This window comes from Lysinibacillus sp. ZYM-1 (genome assembly GCF_001308875.1).
In the GTDB taxonomy this organism is placed as follows: Bacteria; Bacillota; Bacilli; order Bacillales_A; family Planococcaceae; genus Lysinibacillus.
This window is the reverse complement of the sequence record NZ_KQ465109.1, coordinates 19426-36750: the sequence shown is the minus strand read 5'-3', so window position 1 is coordinate 36750 and position 17325 is coordinate 19426. Positions and strand designations below refer to the sequence as shown.

The 17325-nt window shown below is 37.7% G+C and carries 20 protein-coding genes; 14 read left to right on the top strand and 6 right to left on the bottom strand.

All coding sequences use genetic code 11. The features are described 5' to 3' along the window. Positions 1-100 precede the first annotated feature (100 nt). The 3 genes from AO843_RS24820 to AO843_RS04220 all read left to right on the top strand — a co-directional run bounded on the left by AO843_RS24820 (position 101) and on the right by AO843_RS04220 (position 2424). Complete coding sequence (locus AO843_RS24820; protein WP_197278868.1) at positions 101-253, top strand: hypothetical protein; 153 nt, start codon at positions 101-103, stop codon at positions 251-253. Positions 254-514: 261 nt separating this feature from the next. Continuing rightward, on the top strand, positions 515-1666 hold the full coding sequence (locus tag AO843_RS04225; protein WP_054610102.1) for an MFS transporter: 1152 nt from the start codon (positions 515-517) through the stop codon (positions 1664-1666). 98 nt (positions 1667-1764) lie between these two features. Further along, positions 1765-2424, top strand: coding sequence for an MBL fold metallo-hydrolase (locus AO843_RS04220; RefSeq protein WP_054610101.1), 660 nt, complete (start codon positions 1765-1767; stop codon positions 2422-2424). A gap of 37 nt (positions 2425-2461) precedes the next feature. On the opposite strand, the gene AO843_RS04215 is transcribed toward AO843_RS04220, so the two are convergent. Together AO843_RS04215 and AO843_RS04210 are read right to left on the bottom strand one after the other, a co-directional pair. Continuing rightward, positions 2462-3628, bottom strand: coding sequence for a Ger(x)C family spore germination protein (locus AO843_RS04215; protein WP_054609914.1), 1167 nt, complete (start codon positions 3626-3628; stop codon positions 2462-2464). A gap of 143 nt (positions 3629-3771) precedes the next feature. Further along, complete coding sequence (locus AO843_RS04210) at positions 3772-4017, bottom strand: YkuS family protein (RefSeq protein ID WP_054609913.1); 246 nt, start codon at positions 4015-4017, stop codon at positions 3772-3774. A 328-nt stretch (positions 4018-4345) separates the two neighbouring features. Here AO843_RS04210 and AO843_RS04205 point away from each other — a divergent pair, with 328 nt between their 5' ends. After that, positions 4346-4543 (top strand): hypothetical protein, encoded by a 198-nt coding sequence (locus AO843_RS04205; protein ID WP_054609912.1) that lies wholly within the window; start codon positions 4346-4348, stop codon positions 4541-4543. A 43-nt stretch (positions 4544-4586) separates the two neighbouring features. On the opposite strand, the gene AO843_RS04200 is transcribed toward AO843_RS04205, so the two are convergent. Beyond that, positions 4587-5162, bottom strand: coding sequence for an LOG family protein (locus AO843_RS04200; protein WP_054609911.1), 576 nt, complete (start codon positions 5160-5162; stop codon positions 4587-4589). Positions 5163-5239: 77 nt separating this feature from the next. On the opposite strand from AO843_RS04200, the gene AO843_RS04195 reads away from it, so the two are divergent. Both AO843_RS04195 and AO843_RS04190 read left to right on the top strand, forming a co-directional pair. Next, entirely contained in the window at positions 5240-5557 is a 318-nt protein-coding gene (locus AO843_RS04195) for a MazG nucleotide pyrophosphohydrolase domain-containing protein (RefSeq protein WP_054609910.1), read from the top strand. A gap of 12 nt (positions 5558-5569) precedes the next feature. Continuing rightward, positions 5570-6019: a GNAT family N-acetyltransferase gene (locus AO843_RS04190; RefSeq protein ID WP_082389385.1), complete on the top strand. Its 450-nt coding sequence runs from the start codon at positions 5570-5572 to the stop codon at positions 6017-6019. A gap of 28 nt (positions 6020-6047) precedes the next feature. On the opposite strand, the gene AO843_RS04185 is transcribed toward AO843_RS04190, so the two are convergent. Further along, complete coding sequence (locus AO843_RS04185; RefSeq protein ID WP_054609908.1) at positions 6048-6500, bottom strand: NUDIX domain-containing protein; 453 nt, start codon at positions 6498-6500, stop codon at positions 6048-6050. A 95-nt stretch (positions 6501-6595) separates the two neighbouring features. Here AO843_RS04185 and AO843_RS04180 point away from each other — a divergent pair, with 95 nt between their 5' ends. Beyond that, complete coding sequence (locus tag AO843_RS04180) at positions 6596-7093, top strand: hypothetical protein (protein WP_197278875.1); 498 nt, start codon at positions 6596-6598, stop codon at positions 7091-7093. Positions 7094-7165: 72 nt separating this feature from the next. Here AO843_RS04180 and AO843_RS04175 read toward each other — a convergent pair whose 3' ends face one another. Then, complete coding sequence (locus AO843_RS04175; RefSeq protein WP_197278874.1) at positions 7166-8338, bottom strand: multidrug effflux MFS transporter; 1173 nt, start codon at positions 8336-8338, stop codon at positions 7166-7168. Between the two features lie 348 nt (positions 8339-8686). Between AO843_RS04175 and AO843_RS04170 the strand changes: the two genes are divergently transcribed. Then, positions 8687-9217, top strand: coding sequence for a GNAT family N-acetyltransferase (locus AO843_RS04170; RefSeq protein WP_054609905.1), 531 nt, complete (start codon positions 8687-8689; stop codon positions 9215-9217). Positions 9218-9366: 149 nt separating this feature from the next. Further along, the gene (locus AO843_RS04165) at positions 9367-9576 is read left to right on the top strand and encodes a hypothetical protein (RefSeq protein ID WP_054609904.1); all 210 of its coding nucleotides are present in this window, start codon (positions 9367-9369) and stop codon (positions 9574-9576) included. A gap of 185 nt (positions 9577-9761) precedes the next feature. Here AO843_RS04165 and AO843_RS04160 read toward each other — a convergent pair whose 3' ends face one another. Further along, complete coding sequence (locus tag AO843_RS04160) at positions 9762-10157, bottom strand: hypothetical protein (RefSeq protein WP_054609903.1); 396 nt, start codon at positions 10155-10157, stop codon at positions 9762-9764. Between the two features lie 190 nt (positions 10158-10347). Between AO843_RS04160 and nagZ the strand changes: the two genes are divergently transcribed. The 5 genes from nagZ to AO843_RS04135 all read left to right on the top strand — a co-directional run bounded on the left by nagZ (position 10348) and on the right by AO843_RS04135 (position 16989). Continuing rightward, positions 10348-12045 carry a beta-N-acetylhexosaminidase gene (gene nagZ, locus AO843_RS04155; RefSeq protein ID WP_054609902.1) on the top strand — a complete coding sequence of 566 codons (1698 nt, stop codon included), beginning with the start codon at positions 10348-10350 and terminating at the stop codon, positions 12043-12045. 65 nt (positions 12046-12110) lie between these two features. Beyond that, on the top strand, positions 12111-13547 hold the full coding sequence (locus AO843_RS04150; RefSeq protein ID WP_231630063.1) for a helix-turn-helix domain-containing protein: 1437 nt from the start codon (positions 12111-12113) through the stop codon (positions 13545-13547). A 195-nt stretch (positions 13548-13742) separates the two neighbouring features. Continuing rightward, complete coding sequence (gene deoD / locus AO843_RS04145) at positions 13743-14453, top strand: purine-nucleoside phosphorylase (protein WP_054609900.1); 711 nt, start codon at positions 13743-13745, stop codon at positions 14451-14453. 32 nt (positions 14454-14485) lie between these two features. After that, on the top strand, positions 14486-15781 hold the full coding sequence (locus tag AO843_RS04140; protein ID WP_054609899.1) for a purine/pyrimidine permease: 1296 nt from the start codon (positions 14486-14488) through the stop codon (positions 15779-15781). A gap of 26 nt (positions 15782-15807) precedes the next feature. After that, positions 15808-16989 carry a NupC/NupG family nucleoside CNT transporter gene (locus AO843_RS04135; protein WP_054609898.1) on the top strand — a complete coding sequence of 394 codons (1182 nt, stop codon included), beginning with the start codon at positions 15808-15810 and terminating at the stop codon, positions 16987-16989. Positions 16990-17325: the final 336 nt, after the last annotated feature.

Here is a 17325-nt window from a genome sequence, read left to right as displayed (position 1 = left end):
TAGAAGATGCAATATGGTAAAACTGAATTTGCTTTTTTGCTCAATTTGTATTAAATTATATTAAACTGTTTATTGAAATTTAGAGAGGAGGCAAAAAGTTATGGAAACTGTTTTCAGAAGAACGGCGATTGAAGTTAAGACATTTTTACAATTAGCTGATTTCATGTCAACGGGACCAGTCTGTGGTTTTTTAGAGAAACTTCATATAGAATTCAGCAACCGGAAGCTTTTTGCCTTTGTATTTAAAATTTGAAGAAAAATCTTTAAGTTTGTTCTTTTTGAATACGCTATGCTATGATCTGACGCCGGTTATCTGGCGTCTTTTTGTGCTTTTAAAAAAGGAAAGTTGGTAAAGATGTATGCGTATTTGTCGAAGGAGATGTAAATAAAACTCCTGTTATTTTAGTTTTGAAAGGGTGAGACGATTGCTTAAAAAATTAAGACAATTTAGGAATGTTTCAGTGTGCCATCCGCTTCTAATTTAAAAAAATTATTAGAAGCGAGGAATTTTAAAATGCAAAAACAAACAATTTTTACTTCATCATTTCTTTTTCTTTTTATAAGTAATTTTTTAACTTTCATAGGATTTGAAATGTTATTACCTATTCTACCAGCCTATTTAATCAGCATACATGCCTCTCCTTTTCAAGTAGGTTTGGTCACTACGGTATTTACAATAGGCGCTATTATCATAAGACCTTTTGTAGGCTACTATTTAGTCGATAACACAAGAAAAGGTCTAGCTATTGTGGCTGGCGTAACATTATTGATTATTACATTCATATATCCTTTTTTGAACACTATTTGGCTTTTCCTGTTGTTACGTTTTTTCCATGGAGCAACATGGGGAGTATCTACTACTGCCAATAGTACAATGGCGGTGGATTTAATTCCTAAAGCAAGATTAGGAGAAGGAATTGGCTATTTCTCTATTTCAACAACAGTAGGGGCTATCGTTGCGCCAAGTTTAGGTATCCTTATCTATAATGCATTTTCTTTCGATATATTAATTTATTCTTCTGTAATACTTTGCTTACTGGCAGTTATAGCGCTTCAATTTGTTTATTCGGCTGCACCAATTAAGCATGAGAAGCAGCCATTTCGATTTTTGGAAGCTGTTTTTGAGAAAGATGTATGGTTTCAAGCATTACTGACTGTTTTGACGACGCTTGGCTTTGGCGCAATAATTACCTTCCTTGTGCTTTACGGCGAACAAAAGGGATTAGATCATATTTTTTTATTCTTTCTAATCAATGCGATTGTTTCCACTTTACTTCGTCCATTTACAGGAAAGTGGTTTGATAAAACTGGGCCATGGTCTATTATCATTGTGTCAGCAGCAGTAGGATTTTTATCACTTATCGTGCTATCTTATGCGACCAATAATTTGTTGCTTATTATCGCAGCCATCTTATTCGGAGCAGGTTATGGAACAGTTATGCCATGTTTACAAACATGGACTGTTCAAAAAGTAAGTGAGGCAAAAAGTGGTGCAGCTAATGCAACATTCCTTTCAAGTTTTGATGTTGGTGTTGGCATTAGTGCATTTATATTGGGGCTTTTAGCCGAATGGATTAGTTTAGAGATGATTTTCCGTCTTGTTAGCATAAGCTTCCTTCTTGTTGCTATGTTAGTCTATAAAGATTCCATGAACAAGAAAAAATAAATACATGCGTGTTGCTATGGCAGGAACTTTCGGTTTGAAAGCAGAAACTAGATAGGATCATCATGATCTTTCAATGTTCGGTAAAGGGGGCGAATGCTATAGAAATTTCGAAGGGTGTCGAGGTACTGGAACTGAATTATCAAGGATTCATTATTCATCCAACGCTTTTGTGGGATCAAGACATGGCTGTTTTATTGGACGCTGGTTTTCCTGGACAAATGGAAGATTTGCTTGTGGCTTTGGCACAGGTAGGTATTTCATTGGACCAATTAAAGGCGGTTATCCTCACGCATCAGGATGTTGATCATATTGGTTGCCTTCCAGATCTCATACAGGCATGTGGACAGCATATTCGTGTTTATGCGCATACACTAGATAAGCCCTATATTCAAGGGGAACTACCACTATTAAAGGATGCACATTTAGAGAACCCACCGAAGGGAAGAGTGGATGTAACCTTGAGTGACGGTGAAGAATTGCCGTTTTGTGGTGGTATTCGTGTCATTCACACACCCGGGCATACGCCTGGACATATAAGTCTCTATTTGTCCCAAAGTAAAACATTAATTGCGGGTGATTCGCTTTACAGTGTGGAAGGCAGCCTCGCAGGCATTCATGAACCGACCGTTTTAGATTTAGCAGAAGCTCGTCAGTCTTTACAGAAGTACCTAGACCTTGATATTGAAACCGTTGTTTGCTATCACGGTGGCATAAGTAGGGGAGCTGTCCTTGAGCAGCTTCATAAAATTTTGTCATGAACAAGAGACCACGCCAATAATGGGTGGTCTCTTGTTTTTATTCGGTAATGGTCTCTTCAAATGTTTTTCGACCAGGGCTAACTTTGTTGATATGAATATTGATTTTACTAATGGATTCCTTCGTTAAAGGTATTTTGCCATCCTTTTCTAGTCTTTTCCATACCTTTACATTATCGCGATAGAGGTATTCTGATAAACGAAAGACGTCCGCATTTATGTTCAAGCCTTCCTCAAAGGTTGCCATAATTTCTTTTTTGACTTCTTCCTCCACTTTTTTTCTTACTTGACGGGGGGTGATTTCCCCTTTAAAACCATTCAAAATAGTATTAAATTTTATAACCACTTCAAATTTTACTTGATTGTTACGAACGATCGGTTTAACACGAACATCTAACTTTTTTATATCAACTGTTAAATAGTCGTGGTCCTCATTATTATCTAATTTTATCGTGATTTCACCTTGCTGGGTTGCATCATTCATCCATTCAATACCTCGGGCTGTATTGCCTTTAATAAAGCCCTTGAAACCGTTCTTTGATAGAATGCCTACACCTGCAAAAGTGGTTTCTGTTCTGGAATCCTCTGCTGTTTCCCAGTCTTTATTGATGGAAACCATTGGGACTTTCATTTCATGATTCGGCTCATTCAAACCAATGACTAGCTCTCTTAGGTTAACGGGTTCTACAAATGACTCCTGCTTTGCCGTATTTTTAGGATTACTCAATTTGGTGGCAGTCGGTGATTTTTCCAAAATAGGAGACACTAATAAAACTTCCTCAATAGGGTCTTGTGTGCAATAGACCCAAATATGATATCTTGTCTCTCGAAAGCGTAAAAAAGTGTCGATAATGGGAATGGCGTGCTCACTTTCCATGGCTTTCTCAGAGAAAAGAAGAAAGGTCATATGTCCCCAAAATACTTCTTGGTCCATGGATCGATACAATTTATAGATGGCTTCTTCGATTGTTTTCCCCGTAGCCTTACCAACTTCCGTAGGTGAAGCTTGTGGGTTCGATTGTTCGGTTTTTGCTACATTGGCGAAGTTCATAATTTGGATGTACGCTATATATTCATTATCCTTGTAATCTACACCCACACCTTGCACATAATACATTCTTTGGGGCTCTGTTACATCCCAACAGCCTGATAAGAGTAGTGTAGTCGTAAGCATTAAAATAATAAGTACTATATTTTTTTGGCTCATATGTCTCCCTACTTTTTAAGTTCCTATTATTTATTTTGTACAACTAATAGGTGTATTATAAGTAGAGATAAATAAGTATGTAGGGAAAACAAATAAGAAAGTGCTGCTCGCAGTGAAAGAGACATTGCGGCAGCACCTCGTAGTTAGTGGAAATATTTTTCGACGCGTTGAACGACTTCGTTTGCCGTAAGCCCATCTGCATCAATAACAGGACCTGCCATGACGGGATCACTAATCCCCATGACATCCCGGTCCTGACCTGTAATGATACAAGCATCACATTTTTTGGCATCCTCTTCATTGCGCAGGGGAATAACTTCATAGCCTTTTGCTTTTAAAGCATCCTCAACATTAGATAATGATTCTTCAACACCAATAATTCTAGACATAATTTGTCCACCTCCTACAAATAATGTGCCATTTCAGGTTGCGCATTATTCATATTATTTTTTTGAAGGTGGATAAAGACTTCACAAGTAACACACAACACTCATGTGAAATAGTGGTTGTGTACGACATCTGAAGGTACCGCCAAAGCTTCTTGAAATAGTAAAATCGACATATTCTACCGTATGCATCTTCTAACGACACATGGATTTTATTGAGCTCTTTTTAAAGGAGCAAACTCACTTTTTACAAAAATAGGACACATCTGCTGTTGCATTATTTTCCTACACGAAGGTACATAGTTAAAGAAAATGGTAAGGTGGTGAAAAGATGGGCATTGCAGAAGTATTGACCATTGTCCTTGTCCTCTTAAAGGTAACAGATATTATTGCTTGGTCATGGTGGCTTGTATTATTACCAACCATTATCTCATTTAGTTTTTATGCGTTCATTTTGGCGGTGAAGCTTATTATGGTGTTGGTGGCTGTAGTTGCGGTGAAAAAACGGGATGTGATGAGACCAAAATAAAAGGTGGTAAGATTAGTCGAGTATGACCAATCTTACCATCTGATTATTTGCTAAGCTCATAGGTTTTGACAGTTGGAGGAACAAAGCTTTGACATTTATCTAAAAGCGCTGCTGCATCTGCATCAACGATTAAAGCCTCTCGATATTGTGCTTTTAAAAATTGTTCCTGTTGCATATGATCAAAAAATGAAATTAATAAATCAAAATAACGTTCGATATTGAAAATGGCACAAGGTTTTTGATGAAGGCCGATTTGATTCCAAGTAAACACTTCAAAAAATTCCTCTAATGTACCTGGACCACCAGGTAGAGCGATAAAGCCATCTGCTAGTTCCATCATTTTACTTTTGCGTTCATGCATTGTGTTTACAACGATCAGCTCTGTTAACTGCTGATGGGCAATTTCGCACTCTTCTAACAATGTCGGAATCACGCCAACGACCTTACCACCTTCTTGCAGCACCGTATTCGCTACTGTAGCCATGATGCCAACGCTTGCCCCACCATAAATAAGGGTAATTTGACGTTTGGCTAATTCCTTTCCTAGTAGTATCGCACCTTCACGATAGGCATCTGATGCGCCAATGCTAGATCCGCAAAATACTGCCATACTTTTCATAGTTGATTCCTCCATATCTGATGAGATTCTTTTATAGTATAATTTAATTTGAAGAGGAAGGAAATGGAGGACAGAAAATGGAATTAAATGAGTTTCAACGTTGGGTAAAGGATTACTATGAAAGCCGTGGGTGGTCAGAGCTTAATATTTTCACACGAATCGGCTTTCTAGCAGAGGAAACTGGTGAGGTAGCCAGAGCTATAAGAGCATTAGAAATTGGCCGAGATCGACCTGATGAAAAAACTCAATCCTATGAGGAAAATAAACAAGAACTTATTGAGGAGCTAGGCGATGTAATAGGGAATATCATTGATATTGCGAATCAATATGATATACCACTTGAAGAAATTTTTAAGGCGCATCAAGACAAGCTTTTGAAACGTTATCAGGATTAGGAGGAATTCAAAATAGATACATACATTTCGATTTTATATGAACAGCATGATGATTTTACACACTTTTTAAGCGAAAAAATTCGTGGCTTTAATAACGAACATTCTCCGTACCATCGAGAAAGTAGGCAGAAGGGGGCAATTCGTCCTCTAAATTTGATAGTTACCGATCAACAACAGCAATGGATTGGTGGTATAACTGCAGAGGTTTACTGGGGATGGGTGGAAATCCATAAATTTTGGTTTCATGAAGAACATCGTGGAAAAGGTTTGGGCAGTAAGCTACTGGCACAAGCAGAAATGGCAGCAAAGGAAATGGGCGCTAAGAAGGCTTTGCTGACAACATATGCATTCCAAGCTCGAACGTTTTATGAAGCAAGAGGCTACCAAGTTGTGGGTGAAATTAAAGATTATCCGCCGGGCAGTAGTTATTATACAATGGTAAAAACACTTGTGTTTGAATAAGGCCGTCTATAGAAATAGGCAGCCTTTTCTAATTAATGTCCCCTAAATAAATCGTAGTTTGTTGTCCTTGCTCATATCGTTGAAGTTGTCGAATTAATGCTTTGGGATAAAGTCTGAAGTCATGGAGCTTCTCCAACGAGACCCATTCTGTCCCAATTTGGTGACTATCTGGATTGGTTGGTTGGGTCCCTTGTTCGTTTAACTGACAGTGAAAATAATATTCGACTTGATGAACATCTGCGTCGAAAGCAGCATGCTCATGATTTTTTCCGATATATTCCCGAATAAAAAGAAGTTCTCCAATATGAACAGACGCCCCAATTTCTTCTAGGCATTCTCGTTGAAGTGTCGTATGAAATGTTTCACCATGCTCTTGTCCGCCTCCTGGACAAAGATAAAAATAGCCCTCCGAATCTTTATTTTTGGTCAGCAGTATTTTACCATCAATGAGGATGACGGCTTTGACAGAATTTCTTATCATAGGAACCTCCCTAGGTTTGTTAATTTATATGGCAATGACTAAAACGCTTCACGAATGTCTACCTTAATAAAAAGGGGAGATGAAGCGTGTATTCAATGTCCAATTTTAAAATACTTGTTGAAAAACAGTCTGAAATCGATACAATTTATCAAAATTGTGATAATTTAATCCTATCAACGGTCACGCCGAAACTAGATGCTGAAGTTGATCAGTTTTTGCAGCTTGTTGAACAACAGTTGGCACAACAAGGTTTTACCATCACGAAAACTTCTACTGGCCTAATCGCCCATTATCAAGAAGCAGTGATTAATGTCGATAAACATTCTAAGCATTTGGAACAATGCTTTTTTATCAATTTAAATAGCTACGCAGAGGATCAGTTGTCTATTGTGTTAGACATCTCACCGGTTATGCTATCAAAAATTTCAAACCAGCTGGATGGCTATACTGATATTATTGAGCAAATGACGGATAAGCTAAAGCAAGCCAAAAGTCTTGAAAAAGCATGTACGAATCCAAAATTTCTCTATAAAACACAAAGTAATAAGATCTTCCAATCCGCGCAGGAAGTTGTGGACTACTATTTTCAATAAATGGAGAAGCCACCCTAAATTAAATAAGGGTGGCGTTTTTGTTTAAATAGATTAGATGCCCGCTGTCATCAATTATCGAATATATTTTTTTGCACTAAACCACATCGTGATCGTTAACACCAAGAAATAAAGTGGCATCGTCAGCAAAGAACCATTGTGAAGCAAACTCATACCAGATGTGATAACACTGACAAGCAAGTAGTAGCCAAGACTAAAAATGGCGCCTGCTGTGCCAATAACATCCTGAAAGTCTACTAATGCAAGACTTAGACAGTTAGGAAGAGCAATGCCCGAGCCTAACAGCATAATAAAAACTGTACCCATGATGCTCAAAGCTAGCATACTAGCAGGCAATGGGAATATACAGACAATCGTCAACAGGAAAGCACCGAGCAACATCACCAAACAGCCAACATAAATAATTTGTTGAGGTGGATGGGAGGTGATAAGTCGCTTAGAGATCATGGCTCCTAAAATCGATGCCAACGCTACGATGATGCCAAGAAAACCATAGAGGCCAGGCGTCATCTGAAAGTGATCAATGAAAATAAAAGGTGCCTCCGCATAATAGCTAAATAGCACACCGTTAATGCCCCCAATTAGCAGTCCATAGACAAGGACGATTGGGGAGGCAAGAATGCGTTTGACGACAGGCCATACCGCTATTCTCTGCCTTGTGGCCGGATCCGTTGTTTCAGGGAGTCTGGCATATGCATAGATGAATAGCAATATACTCATGACCACAAGGACAAAAAATACAGCGCGGAAACCAAGTGCTTGGTCCACCCAACCGCCAATTAATGGCCCAACCGCAGGGGTAAAGGCAATGACCGCGGAAATTTGTGCGAACATGGCATGTCGTTTACTTCCTGTTACACTTTCACGCAAAATAGTCTGGGTAATGATGGAGCCAGTAGCAGCCCCGAATGCTTGAATAAAGCGACTAACGATTAGAAAGGGTATTGTATCTGCATAAAAACATAATGCGCTCCCTATTCCATAAAAAATTAAACCGGCTAACATGGCAGGTCTACGGCCAATGGTATCAGAAATCCATCCCCAGCAAAAAACGCCCAATGCAAATCCAATAAAATAGATGCTTAAGGTTAATTGAACAGAGCTATTGGATACACCGAGTGCATCTGCAATATCCGGTAGAGATGGAGTGTAAATTGTTTCACTAATTTGTGGAAACGCCACAAGAACAATCATTAACAATAAAGATGGTACTGCCTGTTTTTTCAACATATTGCCCTCCTACAAGCAAATTCTACTTTGTCAGTTACAAGTAGAAAGCGTAGCTAGGGAAACGGCGGGACCATTATAAGTATACGTTCATAGGATGTCATGTTGAAAATCACCTTTATCTATACTCAGCAGAAATGATATACCGAAGAATACGGCAGCTGAGCTGTAATGGATATGCATGTAGTAGGAGTGCATAGTCTGATTACTATTATAAGCTATTTAATAATATTTATATAGTAATAATTTCTATTTCTATTAATATTTAAGAGAAATTACTTATGTACAGTATGGTTTTTGAAGGATAATCTAAAGAGAATGGTATAGATGGTAGGGGAGGAGAACATGATGTTTCCAATATTAGAAACGGAACGACTTAAGTTAAGAGAACTGACTCAGGCGGATGTATCTGCGATTTTTCATTGTTTTTCAAATGAAGCCGTTACACGCTATTATGGTCAGGAACCCTTTGTTGAAAAACAACAGGCTGGACAGTTAATCAAGCAATTTGGCAAAAACTTTGAAGAAAAAAGAGGAATACGTTGGGGTATTGAACGTAAAGAGACAGGGGAAGTCATTGGTACAATTGGTTATCATTTATGGTCAGCCGCACATAAACGAGCGGAAATTGGCTATGAAATTCATCCTGATTACTGGCGCCAGGGCTATACAAAAGAAGCAGTCCAAAAGGTGATCGCCTATGGCTTTGAACACATGAACTTACATCGAATTGGGGCTGTCGTATTTTTAGAAAATGAAGCCTCCAATCAACTACTGCTTAAGCTCGGGTTCCAGCAAGAAGGGATTCTAAGAGACTATATGGTGCAAAAGGGAAATGCACATGATACTTTTATCTATTCTTTGTTAAAAAAGAGCTAGTGGCTTTAGAAGAATAATAATTTAACTGAAAATGGATAATAAATTAAGCGACAATGGAAGTTTTGAGCTTGCTTTTTTCGGATATAGAGTTTTAGGAACAATAATTTAACTGTTTGTCCAAAAAAGTAACAGGCGAGGGGCTGGGTGTTATGGAGCAATACAGCACAGCTTATTTTCAAAAGCTAGATTTATTAGCAAGCTTATACGCAGGACATGCCGCTTTGAAAGATTCAATTTCAACCGAGAATATCAACCAAATGGAGCGCTATCAACAAATTGAAGCAGCGATTGCGAAGCTAAATAGCGAAATTAGAGTGATTGAACGGATCATTATAAAGTCCTCAAAAAAATGTGAATAGTAGCTCAACCCATGCCTATTTTTGAGTGCATGGGTTTTTAATGTCATCCATCACGCTAGCGATATCACCATCATTAATGGAGTAAAGCTATTAACAAAAAAATGGTCTATCAATCAAAGGCTTTTTTTGTCACAATCTTCTCATCTAAACACCCTCATAGCTCAAGTTATGAGGGTGTGCACTGTTTATTTGACTAAAGCCAGTAAAAATTGATCGCGATCCGTTTCTTCCTGCATTTTACTATCCACTAGCATCGCACCATTTGTAACACTTGTGATGGCGTTGTCAACAAGGAATTGCACATTAACTTTTGTTACTGCATTGTCAACGGAGCAATCTCCCTTGAACTCTACTACATCCTGTCCTTTTTGTGTTTCAAAATAAACCCAATAGGGATTTTCGCAAGCAGCCGCAAAGCCATTTTCTAATGTTTTTGTACTATTTTCATAAGAATAGTTTTTTACATATGTAATATATTCATTGTCTGTAATATCCTTTTGTGGACCATAAAAGTACCAAAACACCCCTAAAATACCGATTGGTATAATCCACAGTATATTCCTTTTACTTAATTTCCCCATACTTTGCATCCCCCTTTATGAGAATATTTTAACATCTTTTTTTGCATTTTTGCTAGCTTACGATAATATTTTCTTAAGAGTGAATCGATTCTGTTGGTTTCACATGTTTTGAATTCATTCGTTAGTTATGATAACGTTAGCTGGTAGAATTATATGTTACCACTTAGGGTTGGTTTGAGGAGGTTTTTTCATGCATAAAAGAAGACGTGGCTTGCTCCTGTTTCTTGTGCTGATTTTAATGGGTTTTGCTTTTTTTATCGGTATGAAGATGAGGCCAGCCACACAATCGACTAGAAATTCTGAGTCAACCCCAGTCCAAGAGCATAGCGATTCAGCTACTGAGGGTGAGACAAAAAATCGTAACATGTTGATTCAAGACATTGTCGACCTAGCACGAGAAGGGAAAGTACCTGATGTGCCCTTTATTGCTGGGGAGGTAGATAGCCGTTCGGTGCATCAACAATGGGGAGATCCTCAGGAAGTAGTGGAGAGTGCTAATGGCCAGTACGAAGATTTTCTTCAACAAGAGGTAACGATCGGCTTTCAAGGGACGAAAGCTTTCGATATCCGTTCTTTTAAAGCAAATGTAAGGAAAATTCATTTAGCAGATATAAAAAATATTATGGGAGAACCTGATCAGGTCCGCTATTATCAGGATCCAACGACTGATCAAATCATTCTGGTCTATCAAGTCAATTCGACCTATCAACTAAAGTGGATCTTGCCAAAACCGAGTGACAATGATGCCAATCCTACTGTTCATCACATTTCCGTCTATACAGAATTAACAGATGAAATAACAGAGATGATCAGTCAAATGACATTGGATGAAAAACTTGGTCAAATGATGTTTGCAGGTGTTTCAGGCACATCGCTCCAACAGGAGACTACGAGTTTGATTCGTGATTACAAGGTTGGAGGACTAATACTTTATGCCAATAATCTTGAAACACCACAGCAAACAGTATCACTGATGAATGATTTAATGGCGGCCAATGTTACGAATCGCCTTCCACTTTTCATGGGAACTGACCAAGAGGGAGGAAAAGTAGTCAGATTACCAGGACCTTTAAAAAATTTCCCAACGAACCAAAAGATTGGGGATATCAATCAAGCACAGTTCTCCTTTGAAATTGGTCAATTACTAGGGGAACAATTAAAGGCATTTGGCTTCAATCTAGACTTTGCGCCTGTCATGGATGTCAACAGCAATCCGAACAATCCAATTATTGGTGATCGTTCATTTTCTAGTAATACTGATATCGTTAGCCAATTAGGGATTCAGACGATGAAAGGGTTAGAAAGTCAACAGGTGATTCCTGTCATCAAGCATTTCCCTGGCCATGGTGACACATCAGTGGATTCTCATTTGGAGCTGCCTAAGGTGTCAAAAAGTCTGGATGATTTAAAACAGCTGGAGCTCATTCCATTTAAAGCGGCCATTGACAAGGGTGTGGATGTGGTCATGGTTGGCCATATATTATTGCCAAAAATTGATCAACAATATCCTTCATCGATGTCGAAGGAAATCATTACAGGGATCCTAAGAAATCAGCTTGGCTTCGATGGAGTTGTCATGACTGATGATATGACGATGAAAGCCATCACGAATCATTTTAATATCGGGCAAGCTGCTGTAGATTCTGTGAAGGCGGGTAATGATATTATTTTAATCGCTCATGAGTTCTCCAATGTCACATCGGCTATAGATGCATTAAAGGCAGCCGTAAAGAATGGAGAAATAACTGAGAAACAAATTAATGATAGTGTCCGTAGAATCATTCAGCTGAAACAAAAATATCAGCTTGTTAATCAACCCGTACAGGCAGTTGATCTTAACAAGTTGAATGCTCATATCGACAATGTATTGAATACGTATATGAAATAAGAGGAAGGGACATACATATAGATGTGTATGTTCCTTTTTTGTGAAATATGGAAAAGGGTGAGAACGTGGATAAGGAATTCAAATTAGCTAGTCATTTATTAATTCTGCTGGATTCTGAACAAAGATGGTTTACCTTAGCGGAGGTTGAAAAAAGTTTACATATTTCAGATAAAACCATACGTAAGCTAGTTGAGGAAATCAATAGGCAATTGCCATCAGCAATGACTATTGAAGTTTCTAGAGGAAAGGGAATCTTTCTACAACGCGACGGTCGAAGTACAACAGTTAGTGAAGTGGTTTCTAGCATGTTCAGGCAAACCATCTACTATCGACTAATGAATTTATTGTTTACAAATGGAAATCAATTCTCAATGGAGGGGCTTGCGGAAGCCATGTTTATGAGCACCTCAACTTTGAAAAAATTGATTATGCAATTAAATAATCATGATCTGAAGCCATATAAACTGCGAATTTCATACTCAACGCCAGCATTAAAGGGAAATGAATTGAATATTCGATATTTTTATTGGAAGTTATATGGTGATGCCTACGAGTTTACAGGATGGCCATTTGCGAATAGTGACTTGGATTTTATCAGTCAATTAATCACAAATATAGAGGACGAGCAAAACATTGTTTATTTTATCAATGCCAAAAGGAAATTATCCTTTTTAGTAGCAATTGTACTTGAAAGAGTGAGAAACGGGAATTATGTAAAAATTACTGAGGGTGATTACATTTGGGAAAACGGTCTTTTTTATTTGCCAGTAAAAGCCTTAGCGCAGGCATTGGAAGAAAGATTTTCTATTGAATTACCAAAAAGTGAATGGTATTTCATGCAATCCCTATTTAGCCTAAGTCAATATCATTATTATGAAGGTTCAGACATGACACCAATGAAAGAAATTGAGTTATACAAGAATAAAGAAGTAGATCGAATGGCGCAGGAGTTATTAACCATATTGGCAAAGGTTTACCCCAATCTAGATATGCAAGAGCGTTTTATCTTGGAAGTATATGAATTCTTGGACAAGCTTTTAATCGATAATGGGATCCCTGAATGGATGACGATATCAAAAAGTAATTTAACCAGCTATGTTCAAATGGAATGTCAACAGATTTATCAAGATATGCAGAATAGTATGCAACAGTGGCAAATAGTATACCCTTCTGTGCTGTATAATGACTTTCATTTAACCAAACTCACCTTACTTGTTCGTTCAGGGCTCCGTTATAAAAGTAAAAGAGCCTTCTTGGTCATTGGAGAGGAGTTTTCTATCCGCCATTACGTAGCTAATTTGATAAAGAACGAAATTGGGGATCAGTTAATTATTAATACTTCCATTATGAAGGGGCTAACCGATGAAATGGTGCAGCAGCATCACATTGATTTTGTCATAAGTAATTTTCCTGTTGCCTTAACGACAGTGCCAGTTGTTATTATTTCAACGATCCCTTCTAAAAGAGATTTAGAAAATATACGTCAAGAATTGCTTCAGTAATTTGGTCAATTATTTCCCGTACGCTACGTAACAATCTGGTCTAGTTTGTCATGATAAAAAAATCTTATACTCATAGTAGTTTCTGAACGGATTTCTTTTAAGAGAAATTGGTTTCGAAATGGCTATGAGTTTTTTTAATGGCAAATGAAAACGTTTACCTTAATGAATTTGAGATAAATAGTTGGAGGGATAGAGATGAGTAGGCATTTAGGTGCAAAAAAGGGAGAAATAGCTGAACGAGTGTTGCTTCCTGGAGATCCTTTGCGTGCAAGATTTGTCGCAGAGCATTTTTTAGAGAAGGCATATTGTTATAACGAAGTAAGAGGGATGTATGGTTACACAGGTATGTACAAAGGTGTGCCGATTTCAGTTCAGGGGACTGGGATGGGGAATCCATCGATGAGTATATATGGTACTGAATTGGTAAACGATTATGGCGTGAAGAAATTGGTTCGTATCGGAACATGTGGTGCGATGCAAAAGGACATTCATATCCGCGATATTATATTAGCCCAAGCAGTGTCCTCAGATAGTAATCTGACGGAGAAAATATTCTACGGCAATAATTATGCACCAACTGCAGATTTTTCCTTGTTAATGAAGGCGTATCAAAATGCACAAGACAAAAAAGTAAATGTCTTTGTTGGCAACATTTATAATTCTGATGAATTCTACCGTGAAACATTAGACAGGCTACACAAGTTTATGGAATTCGGTGTGTTAGGTGTAGAAATGGAAAGTACATCCCTCTATACCCTAGCTGCTAAATATGGTGTCCAGGCATTATCTATTTTGACGGTAGGTAGTCAGTTATTAACGAATGAAAGCTTATCGCACGAGGAAAGTGAAAAGTCCTTTTATGAAATGGTGGAAATTGCTCTTCATACAATCATCGATGAGTCATGAAATAGTAATCGTAAGGAAAGAGGAAGAAAGAAATGAAGGTTATATTGTCTGGATTGCAGTGGATGATTTTTATGCTTGCGGGTGCAATTGCAGCACCGATTGCTATCGCAGATTTATATAATCTAACACCCATTGAAACGTCTGGGCTGATCCAAAGTACAATTATTACTTTAGGAATAGCTGGTTTTTTACAAGGGCTGATTGGTCATAAATTACCGATCCATGAAGGACCAGCAGGTTTATGGTGGAGCATTTTTACCATTTATGCAAGTTTGGTAGGGGTATTATATACCTCTCACATTGCTGCTTTACAAGCATTATGTGGAGGAATGATGATAAGCGGTATTTTATTTATCCTACTGTCAGCACTTAAGCTAATGGATAAAATTGCTCGTTTATTTACACCGACTATAACATTTATCTATTTGCTTTTATTAATCTTTCAATTAAGTGGCTCCTTTATGAAAGGGATGATGGGTATTTCATCAAGCCACGCAACCGTAAATGTTAAAGTATTTCTACTTAGTACGATTGTCATTTGTATCACCTTTTGGCTAGGTAACAGCCGCTACGCTATGCTGCGACAATTTTCAATCATCATTAGTATAGTAATAGGTTGGTTATTATTTGTGATTTTCTGTCAGACATCGGTAATTTCACAGGTAGATACACTAGTAAAGCTCCCAGAGTTGTTCCCATTTGGATGGCCGAGCTTTGACAGTGGGACCATCACTACAGCATTCTTATTAACACTGTTGTTAATATTTAATGCGATTGCATCAATCCGTTTGATGGAGACCGTCGTAAAACAAAAACAATCAATTGATGAAAACCGTTATTTGCGTGCTGGATTTATGTCAGGGATCACACAACTAATTTGTGGAGGTTTGGGTGCGATCGGTTCAGTGCCAATCTCGGGAGCAGCAGGATATGTTGAACAAACAGGTATGAAGGAACGCAGATCGTTTTTAATTGGGTGTTGCTTCGTTATCTGTATCTCCTTGCTACCACCTTTTATGCATATATTAGCGGGTATTCCAGCACCAATAGGCTATGCCGTAACCTTCGTTATTTTTGTCAAGATGGTCGGAATCGCCATGAAAGAATTGAAAACGGTTACTCACGAGGAACGAACATATGTCGTTAGTGGCGTATCCCTTTTAGTTGGTGTTGGTTTAATGTTTATCCCTTCATCTGCCACAATCCAGTTATCTCCTGTCGTGATTGCTATTTTAAATAATGGATTAATATGTGGGAGCCTTTTAGCTATTATTCTAGAACAAGGATTAATATGGAAGGAAAAACTTTCGAGTAAGATCATATCTTAAACACTGATATTTATGGAGGAGACAAGATGCATTATTTAATTTCTGTAGTAGGTCTAATTCTAGTTCTATTGTTAGCATGGGCTGCAAGTAATAATAAGAAAAAGATTAAATATCGACCGATCATTGTGATGATTGTTATCCAACTTGTTTTAGGATTTCTTTTACTTAAAACGGGTATCGGGGAATTTTTAATTAAGGGTTTTGCTGATAGTTTTGCAAAATTACTTGAATATGCCAACGAAGGTACTAATTTTGTATTCGGTGGGATGGCGAACGAGGGAGCACATACATTTTTTCTTTTCGTTTTAATGCCAATTGTTTTTATGTCAGCAATAATCGGAATATTGCAACATTATAAAATCCTTCCGTTTATTATCAAGTATATTGGTTTAGTACTAAGTAAAATAAATGGGATGGGTAAACTAGAATCATATAATGCGGTTGCAGCAGCAATAGTGGGACAAAATGAAGTATTTATTTCGGTCAAAAACCAAATTGGATTTTTACCGAAACACCGTCTGTATACACTATGTGCTTCTGCGATGTCAACAGTATCTATGTCAATTGTTGGCTCCTATATGACAATGCTAGAACCGAAGTATGTAGTGGCCGCATTAATATTAAACTTATTTGGTGGTTTTATTGTTGCCTCCATCATTAATCCATATGAAGTAAAAGCGGAGGAAGATATAATTGAGGTGCAGGAAGGCGAAAAGCAAACGTTTTTTGAAATGCTAGGCGAATATATTATGGATGGTTTTAAGGTAGCCATCATAGTTGGGGTAATGTTGGTAGGTTTTGTTGGCTTGATCGCCCTAATTAATGGCCTATTTAGTGGTATATTCGGCATCTCGTTCCAAGGCTTCTTAGGGTATGTCTTTGCACCAATTGCCTTTGTCATGGGTGTACCTTGGCATGAAGCTGTTAATGCTGGTAGTATTATGGCGACAAAGCTTGTGGCAAATGAATTTGTTGCCATGTTGGACTTTGTTAAAATCCAAGATAGTTTCAGTGAGCGAACAGCTGCAATTGTATCTGTTTTCCTTATATCATTTGCTAACTTTGGGTCCATTGGTACAATCGTGGGTGCAGTTAAAGGTTTAAATGAAAAGCAAGGAAATGTGGTTGCTCGTTTTGGATTAAAATTGTTATATGGTGCTTCCCTAGTAAGTGTTCTATCGGCTATCATAATTGGGATCGTATTTTAAATAGGTATAGGTAGTGAACGAATCGAATCATGCTTTCTATTACTTATTTAATAGCTAATGGAAAGGTGATTTTTAGTGAATTTATTGAAGAACTATAAAAATAAAATTAATAAAGGTTTTAAGGCGAGCTACACCTTGATAGTTGGAGAACTAATCTCACTATCAAGGTGTATTTATTTTGGTAGCGAATCATTGCGATATACGTATATAAAGAGAAGTTTAATTTAATAAATATGTAAGAAATGAGTAAGAAAAAAGTGATGATTGGTATCTACAATGAAAGTACATGAAAAGGATAGTCTAGGTAAGATAATAATGATGAAAAAAGCAATGATT